This is a genomic window from Kribbella solani, from assembly GCF_014205295.1.
In the GTDB taxonomy this organism is placed as follows: domain Bacteria; phylum Actinomycetota; class Actinomycetes; order Propionibacteriales; family Kribbellaceae; genus Kribbella; species Kribbella solani.
On the sequence record NZ_JACHNF010000001.1, the window covers coordinates 2,598,785 to 2,610,579 of the forward strand.

An 11,795-nucleotide genomic window follows, 5' to 3' on the forward strand; every position below is an offset into this window, starting at 1 on the left:
GGTCTGGCTATCGAGGGGTACTAGCCCAGCTTGGAGACGTCGCGGACCGCGCCCTTGTCGGCGCTGGTCGCCATCGCGGCGTACGCCCGCAGCGCCGCGCTGACCTTGCGATCCCGGTTCTTCGGCGCGTACACCCCGCCGAGCGCGGCCTCCCGCGCGGCCAGCTCCGGCTCCGGCACCAGCAGCTCGATCGACCGGTTCGGGATGTCGATCCGGATCCGGTCGCCGTCCTGGACCAGCGCGATCGTGCCGCCGGACGCTGCCTCGGGCGACACGTGGCCGATCGACAGCCCCGATGTACCGCCGGAGAAGCGGCCGTCGGTGACCAGCGCGCAGACCTTGCCCAGGCCGCGGCCCTTCAGGAACGACGTCGGGTACAGCATCTCCTGCATCCCCGGCCCGCCCTTCGGACCCTCGTACCGGATCACGACCACGTCGCCGGGGGTAATCTGCTTGGCCAGGATCTTCTCGACGGCTTCGTCCTGCGACTCACACACCACCGCGGGGCCTTCGAACGTCCAGATCGACTCGTCCACACCGGCCGTCTTCACGACACAGCCGTCGACGGCCAGGTTGCCCTTCAGTACGCCGAGACCGCCGTCCTTCGAGTACGCGTGCTCGAAGTCACGGATGCAGCCGCCGGCCGCGTCGGTGTCCAGCGTCTCCCAGCGCTCGGACTGCGAGAACGCCTGCGCGGACCGCTTGCAGCCCGGCGCCGCGTGCCACAGCTCGACCGCCTCCGGCGACGGCGAACCACCGCGCACGTCCCAGGTCTTCAGCCAGTCGTCGATCGAGTCGCTGTGCACGGTGTGGATGTTCTCGTTCAGCAGGCCGGCCCGGTGCAGCTCGCCCAGGATCGCGGGGATGCCGCCGGCCCGGTGCACGTCCTCCATGTAGTACGTGCCGCCAGGGGCCACGTTCGGCGCGACCTTCGCCAGGCACGGCACCTTGCGGGAGACCGCGTTGATGTCGTCCAGGTCGAAGCCGACCTCGGCCTCCTGCGCGGCGGCCAGCAGGTGCAGGATCGTGTTGGTCGATCCGCCCATCGCGATGTCCAGCGCCATCGCGTTCCCGAACGCTTCCTTGGAGGCGATGTTCCGCGGCAGCACGGTCGCGTCGTCGTTGTCGTAGTACCGCTTGGTGATCTCGACGACGGTACGGCCGGCGTTCTCGTACAGCGCCTTCCGCGCGGTGTGGGTGGCCAGCACCGAACCGTTGCCGGGCAGCGACAGGCCGATCGCCTCGGTCAGGCAGTTCATCGAGTTCGCGGTGAACATGCCGGAACAGGAACCGCAGGTCGGGCAGGCGTTCTCCTCGATCCGCAGGATGTCGGCGTCGGAGACGTTCTCGTTCACGGCCTCGGACATCGCGTCGATCAGGTCGAGCTTGCGCACGGTCCCGTCCACCAGCGTCGCCCGGCCGGCCTCCATCGGGCCACCGGAGACGAACACGGTCGGGATGTTCAGCCGGAGCGCGGCGTTCAGCATGCCGGGCGTGATCTTGTCGCAGTTCGAGATGCAGACCAGCGCGTCCGCGCAGTGCGCCTCGACCATGTACTCGACCGAGTCCGCGATCAGGTCCCGGGACGGGAGGCTGTAGAGCATGCCGCCGTGGCCCATCGCGATCCCGTCGTCGACGGCGATCGTGTTGAACTCACGGGCGATCCCGCCGGCCGCGTGGATCGCCTCGGACACGATCCGGCCGACCGGGGCGAGGTGGGTGTGCCCGGGGACGAACTCGGTGAAGCTGTTCGCTACCGCGATAATCGGCTTCCCGAAGTCCTCCCGGGCTACCCCGGAGGCCTGCATGAGCGCGCGGGCGCCCGCCATGTTGCGGCCGTGGGTGACAGTTCGGGACCTCAGAGCAGGCACGACTACATCTCCTCGCTAAGTTCTTACGTATCTCCCGATAGTGCCACGCTCGTCCGGATGGCGGTATGTCGGTCCCGGATTCTGGAGCGGGTGTTTCTGTCCGTGGATCGCTCTAGCCTGGTGGCATGGTGGGCATGGAGCATCGGACGCGGCCGGTGCATCCTGCCCTGCGCCCGTACCTGCACGACCTGATCGGGTACGCGTACCCGGGTGCGGCGCCCGAGTTGCACCGTGGTCTGCCGTCGCGCTACCTCACGCTCGTGATCACTCTCGACGGCCCGCTCGGGGTGGCCTGGCCGGGCGGCCCGCTGCAGACGTACGACGCGGTGGTGGGCGGGCTGCGTTCGACCGCCGTGCATGTCGGCGCGACGCCGAGCCGCGCCGGGGTGCAGGTGTCGCTGACGCCCGCCGCCGCCCGTACGCTGCTGGGTCTGCCGCCGGGTGAGCTCGCGTCGCTGAACGTCGGGCTCGACGAGGTGCTCGGCCGGCCCGCGCGGGTGCTGACCGACCAGCTCCGGGAGGCGGGGAGCTGGGACGAGCGGATGGATCTGATCGAGCGTCTGTTCCTTGAACACCTGGCCCGCGAGCGCGCGCCGGGCGGCGTACGGCCGGAGGTCGGCTGGGCCTGGCGGCGATTGTGCGGGACCGACGGGACGATCGGGGTGCAGGAGCTGGCCGCGGAGGTCGGGTGGAGCCGGCGGCATCTGACCGACCGGTTCACGTCGGAGTTCGGGCTCGCGCCGAAGGTGGCGGCGCGGGTGCTGCGGTTCGAGCGCGCCACCCGGCAGCTGCGGTTGCGGCCGCAAACCCGGCTGGGCGAGCTGTCGGCCGCGGCCGGGTATGCGGATCAGGCGCACCTGACCCGCGAGTTCCAGGCGATCGCGGGCTGTTCACCGCGGCAGTGGATGAGCGAGGAGCTCCCAAATCTTCAAGACTGCCCGCCGCCCGGAGCGGCAGAGTCGGAGGTATGGACAAGCAGAATGTGATCGGAGTTTGGCCCACCTTGCACTACCGCGACGGGCAGGCGGCGCTGAAGTTCCTCACCGAGGGACTCGGCTTCACGCTGGTCGCGTCCTACCCGGGCGCCGCGGCCGGATCGATCGCGCACTCCGAGCTGGCCTGGGCGGCCGGCGGCGGCGGAATCATGATGGGCTCGGCCGACGCCAAGACCGAGCCGGACGACTTCAGTGCGCTGGCCGGGCAGACGCAGTCGGTCTACTTGGTACACGACGATCCGGACGCGCTGTACGGCCGCGTGGTCGGCGCGGGCGCGGTCGTGGTGCGCGGTCTGGAAGACGCCGACTACGGCTCCCGCGGCTTCACCGTCCGCGATCCGGAGGGAAACCTGTGGAGCATCGGCACGTACGCGGGTGAGCTCGGCAAGTAATCCACAGGTTCGGGTGCGCGGGTCTGCATCGGTGCCGTGAGCTCACTAGACTCGCCTGGGTGAGCGAGACAACCGAACTGCCCGATTCCGAAGCCCTTCAGGTCCTGCGGCGGGTGTTCGGCTACGACGCCTTTCGCGGCGAGCAGGCCGACATCATCGACACCGTGATCGCGGGCGGCGACGCGCTGGTGCTGATGCCGACCGGCGGCGGCAAGTCCTTGTGCTACCAGATCCCGTCGCTGGTTCGGTCCGGCGTCGGCGTGGTGATCTCGCCACTGATCGCGCTGATGCAGGACCAGGTCGACGCGCTCACCGCGCTCGGCGTCCGGGCCGGCTTCCTGAACTCGACCCAGGACTTCGAGCAGCGGCGCGAGGTCGAGCAGGCGTTCCTGGCCGGTGAGCTCGACCTGCTGTACCTGGCGCCGGAGCGGCTGCGCGTCGAAGGAACCGTGCGGCTGCTCGATCAGGGCAAGATCGCGCTGTTCGCGATCGACGAAGCGCACTGCGTGTCCCAGTGGGGCCACGACTTCCGGCCGGACTACCTGATGCTGTCGGAGTTGCACGAGCGCTGGCCGGACGTACCGCGGATCGCGTTGACCGCGACGGCGACCGAGGCGACGCATCAGGAGATCGCGACCCGGCTGAAGCTGGACGACGCGAAGCATTTCGTCGCCAGTTTCGACCGGCCCAACATCCAGTACCGGATCGTCCCGAAGGACAGTCCGCAGAAGCAGTTGCTCGACCTCTTGCGTACCGAACACGCGGGCGACGCGGGCATTGTGTACTGCCTGTCCCGGAACAGTGTGGAGAAGACAGCCGCATTTCTGACCCAGAACGGGATCGAAGCAGTGCCGTACCACGCCGGCCTGGACAGCCGGACCCGCGCGACGAACCAGTCGCGGTTCCTGCGTGAGGACGGGTTGGTGGTGGTCGCGACGATCGCGTTCGGGATGGGGATCGACAAGCCCGACGTGCGGTTCGTCGCGCATCTCGACCTGCCGAAGTCCGTCGAGGGGTACTACCAGGAGACCGGTCGCGCCGGGCGGGACGGGCTGCCGTCGACCGCCTGGCTGGCGTACGGGCTGCAGGACGTGGTGCAGCAACGCAAGATGATCGACACGTCCGAGGGTGATCTCGCGCACCGGCGTCGGCTCAGCTCGCATCTGGACGCGATGCTCGCGTTGTGCGAGACCGTGCAGTGCCGGCGATCGCAACTCCTCGCGTACTTCGGTCAGCACGGCGACGCGTGCGGCAACTGTGACACCTGCCTGACCCCGCCGGAGTCGTGGGACGGCACGATCGCGGCCCAGAAGCTGCTGTCGACGGTGTACCGGCTGCAGCACGAGCGCGGGCAGAAGTTCGGCGCCGGACAGCTGATCGACATCCTGCTCGGCAAGGAAACCGAGAAGGTCAAACAGTTCCGGCACGAGCAGCTGACGGTGTTCGGGATCGGGACCGAGCTGAAGGACCCCGAGTGGCGGGGCGTGATCCGGCAACTGCTGGCGCTGCGGCTGCTCGCGGTCGAAGGTGACTACGGCACGCTGGTGCTGACCGACGACAGCGCCGAGGTGCTCGGCCGGCGGCGCGAGGTGATGATGCGGCGCGAGCCGGAGCGGATCCGGTCCAGGTCGTCGGCCAAGTCGGGCGGCAAGAAGGCCGCGGTTGATTTGTCACCCGAGGCGGCGCCGGTGTTCGAGCGGTTGCGCGCGTGGCGGGCCGCGGCAGCGAAAGAGCAGGGCGTACCCGCGTACGTCATCTTCCACGACGCGACGCTGCGACAGATCGCTACCGACATGCCGTCCTCGCTGGCCGAGCTCGGCACGATCAGCGGCGTCGGCGAGAACAAGCTGGCCAAGTACGGCGAAGGCGTACTGGAGGCTCTGGCAGCTGAGGAGTGAAAGGTCATGTCCGCTGCGGTGTTGTTGATGTCGATGTCCGTCGACGGGTACGTCGCGGGGCCGAACGACCGGCCGGGTAATCCCGGTGGCGACGACTTCATGCGACTGCACGAGTGGTACCAGGACGCGTCCGGCGCGGTGGGCCGGCCGGAAGGTGCTGCCGGGGCGATCTGGGACGAGTTGAATGCCACCGGGGCGGTCGTGGTCGGGCGGCGTACGGCGGAGCAGGTCAACTACTACGGCGGCGACCATCACGGCGTACCGATCTTCGTCGTCAGCCATGCTCCGGCGCCGGATGCCGTTGCCGGGCACGAGAAGGTGCGGTTCGTGACCGATGTCGAGACCGCGATCGCGCAGGCGAAGGCGGTCGCCGGGGAGAAGGACGTGCTGGTCCACGGCGCGGTGACTGCCCGAAGTGCGTTGGCGGCGGGCGTACTGGACGAGTTGCAGATTGATCAGGTGCCGGTGTTGTTCGGTGGCGGCGTGCGGTTGTTCGAGGTGTTGCCGCGGCGGGTCGAGCTGGAGATCGTTCGAGTGATCGACACGCCGCGGGCAACACACCTCCGCTACCGGATTCGCCAGAACTGATCGGGGTCAGAACAGACCGGGCAGAACCGGTCGGTCAGAACTGGGAGACGTACAGGCGGTTCCCGTCGGGGTCGCGGAGGCTGAACATCGGCGGTACGCCGGGCCATTCGAGCAGCTCGGTGGTGGCTACGCCGGTGTTGCCGAAGTGCTCGTGGGCGGCTTTGGCGTCCGGGCTGCTGAAGCGGATGCCGGTGTCCACGCCGGCCGGGAGGTCGTCCTTCGCGGGCACCAGGGCGAGGTTCGTGGCTGAGTTGGGCGGCGCGACCACGAGCCAGCGACCGCCGAACCGCGGCAGCGGCGCATCCATCACCAGCTCGAAGCCGAGGGTTTCGGTGTAGAACTTCAGGGCCCGGTCCTGGTCGGTGACGGGGATTCCGATGGTGCGGATCTCGGTCAGGTGGTTCATTGCCGTACTCCTTCGGGTGAGGTGCTTTCACTCAGGAGGTAGCGGCTGGTTCGGGGATTTCGACATCGCCCAGCCCGTACACGACGAGAAATTGATCCGGCTGGTCGAGTACGGCGAGCACCTCGTAGTCGACGGTGAGCCGGCCGAGTACTGGGTGGTTGAGGTACTTCTCCCCCGACACGTGCCGCCGTACGTCCCGCCGCTGCCACCGCGCGGCGAACTCCGGACTGGTCGCCAAGAGGTCATCGACCAGCTCGCGGAACCCCGGATCATCCACCAGATGCCCCGCCGCCGCGCGCAGATGCGCAACGGTGTCGTCGGCAACCTCTTCCCAACGCGGAAAGATCTCCCGGGCCCGCGGATCGCAGAACACGTACCTTGCGTTGTTCGACCGCGCTGACGGGTGGCGTTCTTCGGTGGGCAGGCGGCCGGGGAACAAGCGCGGGGCGTACTCGTTCCACGCCAGCACGTCACCGATCCGGCCGAGCACGATCGCGGCCGTCGGCGGCCTGAGCATCTCCATCACTCGCAGCGCCGAACGTGACACCTGCTCGATCACAGCACCATCGTCCCGAACCCCGGCAGACACCGCGGCCCCGGCAGGCACCGCTCCAGCGCCGGCAGGCACCGCTCCGGCCCCGGCAGGCACCGGTCCCGGCCAGGCGGCCAGCGCCCGCAGGTGCCGCTCTTCGTCGGCGGTGAGCCGGAGAACCCTGGCCAGCGCAGCCAGCACGCTCTCCGACGGATGCGGCGCACTCCCCTGCTCCAGCCGCGCGTAATACCCCGCGCTCACCCCCGCAAGCTCAGCAATCTCCTCCCGCCGCAACCCCGGCGTACGCCGCGGTGGCCCCGCGATCAGCCCCACATCCCCCGGCGTCAACCGCCCGCGACGCTCCCGAAGGAACGCCCCCAACTCACCCCGAGCCGCCGACCCCACCACACACCCCGTCCCAATCCAAACCATCCAAACCCAATCACCGTACCGAAGGACAGGAAGTGGTAGGAGCCGCGCCGACCCGTCACGCCTAAGCGCAGGTCGCTCGAGGCTGGTTCGCCCTACCACTACCTGTCCTTCGGTACGGCACCACCTGACAGATGTACCCAAGCTGTCCGGAGAGCGGTCACCTTGGTGCCTATGTCTGTTCGTTCTTCCGCGCTGGTTCCGTCGGCGTTGTCGTTCTTTCTGGTCACTCTGAATGCCTCGATGGCGACCACCGCGCTGCCGGCGATCGGCCGGGAGCTCGGCAGCGGGCCCAGCCTGCCGTGGGTACTCACCGGGTACTCGCTGGTCTTCGCCGTCTGCCTGCTCCCCGCCGGCGCCTGGGCCGATCGCATCGGGCCACACCGAGCCTTCACCCTCGGCACCGTCGTCTTCGCCGCCACGTCCGCACTTTGCGCGCTGGCCCAAAACCTTCCGGTGATGCTCGCCGCCCGCGGCCTTCAAGGTGCGGCGGCCGCCCTGCTGCTCCCTGCTGGTCTGTCCCTGCTCAACACCGAGATCACTCCGGGTCCCAGCGGGCGCGCCCGAGCGATCGGGCGCTGGACGGCAGCCGGCGCGATCGCCCTGGTAGTCGGCTCACCCCTCGGCGGCGCCATCACCTCAACCATCGGCTGGCAAGGCACCTTCTGGCTGAACCTCCCTCTGAGCCTCCTGACCCTCGCCACCACAACCCACACGACCTCGCCGTCGCCCTCGCGGCTTCGGCGTGCAGGTGTTGGCGAGCTCCTCCGGTCCGGGTCGGTGCTGGTGAGTTCGGTCACCGGGTTCGCGCTCAACTTCGCCTCGTACGGTGCGATCTTTGCGGTCACGTTCCTGCTTCAGGACAACCTCGGCCGGTCCGCCTGGGTCACCGGACTCGTCTTCGTCCCGATGACCCTCCTGATCATCCCCGCGAACCTGCTCGCCGGCCGGCTCACCAGCCGCCTCGGCGTACGCCGCACGCTCCTCCTCGGCCAATCCCTGATGATCCTCGGCCTGCTCGGCCTCATCATCACCAGCGCGGCCGGCAGTTCCGCGATCTACCAACTGACCGCCTGGCTACTTCCGATCGGCGCCGGCGCGGGACTCGTCGCACCGGCCGTGACCACGTTGATGCTCGACGGCATCCCGCCGGACCGCGGCGGCCTCGGCTCGGGCGTACTGAACGCCGCCCGCCAACTCGGCAGCGGCGCCGCGCCGGCGATCTTCGGCGTACTCCTCAGCGCCGGCCAGTTCAGCACCGGTTTCCGGATCAGTCTGCTCCTCGCCGTACTGGTCATCGCGGCGCCGGCCACGCTTCGTACGAGAGAGTTGGTGACATGCGCATGACCCACTACGAAGACGCCGGCGGCCCGGGGCAGCCGGTGCTGGCCCTGCACGGCACCTTCGGCCGCGGCCGTACTTTCGCGGCGCTCGCGGACCGCCTGCGACCCGACTACCGCCTGATCGCCCCAGACCTCCGCGGCCACGGCGCCACCCCGGACCGGACCGGCGACTTCAGCCGGGAGGCGTTTGTCGCGGATGCTGCCCGGTTCATCGAAACGCACGACCTGGCACCCGCGCTGGTGATCGGGCATTCGCTGGGCGGCGTGACCGCGTACCAGCTGGCCGCCCGGCACCCCGAGCTCGTACGCGCGGTGGTCGTGGAAGATGTCGGCGCGATGCCCGGTGACGCGATCCTCGACGTCACCGGCTGGCCGACCCAGTTCGCCGACCGGACCGAAGCGGCGGCGTTCTTCGCGGCGACCCCGGCACCGGAGTACTTCCTGGAAAGCGTCGACGCCGACGGCCGATTGATGTTCGACCTCGACGCCATGATGGCGGCCCAGCGCGGCAACGTCGGCGACTGGTGGGCCGACTGGCTCGCCGTACGCCAACCACTCCTGTTGCTGCGGGCAACCAACAGCTTTCTGCTCGGCGCGGACCACGCCGCCGAAATGGTCCGGCGCCGACCCGGCACCCGCCTCGTCACGTTCGCGGACACCGGGCACTGGATCCACAGAGAAGCCCCGGACGCCTACGTCGAGGCGGTCCGGGGCTTCTTCAGGTCGTTGCCTGGATCAACTACTTCGCGACCACCCGCAGGCTGAACTCGGCCTGACCGTCACCGGTCGACCGCGCCACGATGCCGGCCGAGCGGAGCGCGTCGACGTCCTTGCCGCCACCGAACCGCTCGCTGATCGACCGCGCCGCCTCGAAGTCGACGTACCCGATCAGCACCGCGCCCTTGGTGTCCGGCAGCGCCTGCTTGAAGTTCTCGCTCTGGCCGAGGTTGCCGCCCTTCAGCACCTGCTCGGCGTACTCCTTGCTGGTCGCCACCACGTAGGACTTGTCGTCCTTCGCGGTCTCGATCGGAATGTTCGCCGAGGACCGCTCGCGCAGCAGCGAGGTCAGCTTCTGGACCACCGGCTCGGCCTTCGCCGGGTCGGTCTCCATCCGGGCAGCGATCTTCGGGCCCTGCTCGGAGTTCTTGTCGATCCCGATCGCGACGTTCTTGCCGAGCAAGGTCTTCAGGTCGTCCGGCAAGGTCAGCCCGGTCTCCTGCTTGATCTTGTCGATCATCGGCGTCAGGTTCTCGCCGCCGGCCTGCTGCAGCTGCTTCCAGGCGGTGTCGATCAGGCTGTCACCGCCGGACAGCGCGATCGCGCCGGCCGTGGTGTCCGGCAGCTTGGAGATCAGGTCACCGGCGTCGGCACCGTTGACCTTGACGCTCTTGTCGCTGTTCCCGACGCCCTTCAGCTCGACGTACGACGCGTCGAAGCGGAGCGCGAGCGCGGTGGTCGCGTCGCCGAGGCCGGCCAGCTGGCTGGAGTCGACCTTGCCGGTGATCGACGCGAGGCTCTTCGCGTCGGCCCAGGCGGAGACGAAGCCCTGCTCGCCGAGCTTGTCCATGTCCGCGCTGAACTTGGCGTTCTTGCTCAGCGGGCTGTCCTTCGCCGCGGACACCGCGGAGTCGACCGTCGCCTGGTCCTTGGACAGCAGCATGTACCCGTCGCTGAACGCGCGGCCCGGCTTCTTGTCCTCGTTCGCGAGCAGCTTGTCCATGCCCTTGTTCGCGGCGTCCTGGTTCTTCACCTGGACGGCCAGCACCGGGACCGGCTCGCGGTCACCGTCGGCCGGCGGCAGCGCCGCGACCCCGGCCCGATCGCCCAGCCACGGCTTGATGTCCTTGTCGAAGTCGACGTCGGCGAGGTCGGAGCCGGCCGACTTCTTGACCAGGTCGAACAGCTTCTGCCGCAGGTCGTCCTGCTCGCCGCTGAGACCGAGCCGGTCCTTCACCGACGGGAACTTCAGCAGGAACCGGATCGCCGCGACCTTCTGCCCGGCCGACGGGTTCAGGTCGACACGGGCGTACGCGACCGCGCTACCGGGCAGCACCTCGGCCGGCTGCTTGCCGCCGTTGAGCTTCCCGTACGCGAAGATGCCGCCGCCGGCCAGCACCAGGACCATCGCCAGCGCGGCGACGATCGGGATGACCTTGCCGCGCTTCTTCTTCGGTTCCGGCTGCCACTGCTGCTGCCCACCGAACCCAGGACCCTGCGGCGGCTGCCCGCCGACGTGCAGCTGCTCGTACGAGGCCTGCTGCCCGTACTGCTGCCCCTGCGGCCGCGGACCGCCGTACTGCTGACCACCGTGCTGGGGCGCCCCGTACTGCTGACCACCGTGCTGGGGCGCCCCGTACTGCTGACCACCCTGCTGCTGACCACCCTGCTGCGGGCCGCCCTGGTGGGGCGCGCCGTACTGAGGACCGCCCTGTTGCGGAGCGCCGTACTGGGGGTCAGTCTGCTGCGGGCCACCCTGCTGGGGGCCGCCGTGCCGCGGACCGCCCTGCTGCGGCTGCCGTGGGTACTGCTGAGCATTCGGCTGACCCTGCTGGGGCCACTGCTGCCCCTGCGGCGGACCGTACTGCGGCTGCGGACCGCCGGCACCCGGGTACTGCGGTGCGGGCGGCTGGTTCTGGTCGGACATATGCTCCCTCGCTGGCTCCGGTGGCCTCACCCACCGGACCTGCAAAGGTTAGTCGACCGGCGGTGCAGGCTCTGACGCACCAGGTTTCGAAGTGGTTGCAACCGGCTCCGCGCGCCAGGTGGTCGCCGCGATGATCGCACAGGCCAGCGCCGTACCGATCAGCCAGGACACCAGCGGGGTCCAGGTGTGCAGCTCCAGCGGCGCCGCGACCAGGTCACCCGGCCGGGCCGCCCGCAGCCGCGGGTTCAGCGGGTCGTGCCCGAGCAGCATGCCGACACCCCAGCAGACGCCCGACCCCAGGCAGGAGCCCAGGGCAACGATCGCGACCGACCACGGACCGTAGTTGCGCAGCCACCAGAACAGCGCCGCGCCGAGCACCAGCGCGGCGACGAACCCGATCGCGGTGTACGTCCCGTCCGGGCCGAAGATCCGCGTCATCTGCTCCTCACCGAGCGCACCGCCCTGCTCATCCACGGTGTACTTCGCCAGCGGCGAGAACTGCTGCCACGCCCACCCGGCCACCACGCCGGCGACCAGGAACACCACCACCGTCACCACGATCGCCTTGGCCCACGGCATCCGCGGCTCCGCCACCGGCGGCGCCCCGAACTGCTCGTACGACGAAGGCGCCACGTACGGCGACGGCTGGGGAGACTGCGATTGACTCACGCCGACAGTGTGCCGCATCACCCCCAGC

At 69.4% G+C, this 11,795-nt stretch carries 11 protein-coding genes; 6 read left to right on the forward strand and 5 right to left on the reverse strand.

What is annotated here, in order from left to right; genetic code table 11:
* Positions 1 to 20: 20 nt before the first annotated feature.
* Positions 21 to 1,871, reverse strand: a complete 1,851-nt coding sequence (gene ilvD, locus HDA44_RS11660; protein ID WP_184833699.1) for a dihydroxy-acid dehydratase — start codon at positions 1,869 to 1,871, stop codon at positions 21 to 23.
* Between the two features lie 125 nt (positions 1,872 to 1,996).
* On the opposite strand from ilvD, the gene HDA44_RS11665 reads away from it, so the two are divergent.
* The 4 genes from HDA44_RS11665 to HDA44_RS11680 are packed head-to-tail and all read left to right on the forward strand — an operon-like array spanning position 1,997 to position 5,744.
* On the forward strand, positions 1,997 to 2,857 hold the full coding sequence (locus HDA44_RS11665) for an AraC family transcriptional regulator (RefSeq protein ID WP_184833701.1): 861 nt from the start codon (positions 1,997 to 1,999) through the stop codon (positions 2,855 to 2,857).
* On the forward strand, positions 2,839 to 3,258 hold the full coding sequence (locus tag HDA44_RS11670) for a VOC family protein (RefSeq protein WP_184833703.1): 420 nt from the start codon (positions 2,839 to 2,841) through the stop codon (positions 3,256 to 3,258). Before HDA44_RS11665 ends, HDA44_RS11670 begins: the two co-directional genes overlap by 19 nt.
* 59 nt (positions 3,259 to 3,317) lie before the next feature.
* Positions 3,318 to 5,156, forward strand: a complete 1,839-nt coding sequence (gene recQ / locus HDA44_RS11675; RefSeq protein ID WP_184833705.1) for a DNA helicase RecQ — start codon at positions 3,318 to 3,320, stop codon at positions 5,154 to 5,156.
* A 6-nt stretch (positions 5,157 to 5,162) separates the two neighbouring features.
* Positions 5,163 to 5,744 carry a dihydrofolate reductase family protein gene (locus tag HDA44_RS11680; RefSeq protein WP_184833707.1) on the forward strand — a complete coding sequence of 194 codons (582 nt, stop codon included), beginning with the start codon at positions 5,163 to 5,165 and terminating at the stop codon, positions 5,742 to 5,744.
* Positions 5,745 to 5,778: 34 nt separating this feature from the next.
* Here the strand turns inward: HDA44_RS11680 and HDA44_RS11685 are convergent, their stop codons facing one another.
* Both HDA44_RS11685 and HDA44_RS11690 read right to left on the reverse strand, forming a co-directional pair.
* The gene (locus HDA44_RS11685) at positions 5,779 to 6,150 is read right to left on the reverse strand and encodes a VOC family protein (RefSeq protein ID WP_184833709.1); all 372 of its coding nucleotides are present in this window, start codon (positions 6,148 to 6,150) and stop codon (positions 5,779 to 5,781) included.
* Between the two features lie 31 nt (positions 6,151 to 6,181).
* Complete coding sequence (locus HDA44_RS11690) at positions 6,182 to 7,114, reverse strand: helix-turn-helix transcriptional regulator (protein ID WP_238352417.1); 933 nt, start codon at positions 7,112 to 7,114, stop codon at positions 6,182 to 6,184.
* Positions 7,115 to 7,285: 171 nt separating this feature from the next.
* Between HDA44_RS11690 and HDA44_RS11695 the strand changes: the two genes are divergently transcribed.
* Complete coding sequence (locus tag HDA44_RS11695; RefSeq protein WP_184833713.1) at positions 7,286 to 8,458, forward strand: MFS transporter; 1,173 nt, start codon at positions 7,286 to 7,288, stop codon at positions 8,456 to 8,458.
* The gene (locus HDA44_RS11700) at positions 8,455 to 9,219 is read left to right on the forward strand and encodes an alpha/beta fold hydrolase (protein WP_238352418.1); all 765 of its coding nucleotides are present in this window, start codon (positions 8,455 to 8,457) and stop codon (positions 9,217 to 9,219) included. The genes HDA44_RS11695 and HDA44_RS11700 overlap by 4 nt, the downstream gene beginning before the upstream one ends.
* Here HDA44_RS11700 and HDA44_RS11705 read toward each other — a convergent pair.
* Entirely contained in the window at positions 9,194 to 11,098 is a 1,905-nt protein-coding gene (locus HDA44_RS11705) for a DUF3352 domain-containing protein (protein ID WP_184833717.1), read from the reverse strand. The two genes, HDA44_RS11700 and HDA44_RS11705, sit on opposite strands and share 26 nt — an antisense overlap.
* A gap of 48 nt (positions 11,099 to 11,146) precedes the next feature.
* Positions 11,147 to 11,767: a hypothetical protein gene (locus HDA44_RS11710; RefSeq protein ID WP_184833719.1), complete on the reverse strand. Its 621-nt coding sequence runs from the start codon at positions 11,765 to 11,767 to the stop codon at positions 11,147 to 11,149.
* Positions 11,768 to 11,795 lie beyond the last annotated feature (28 nt).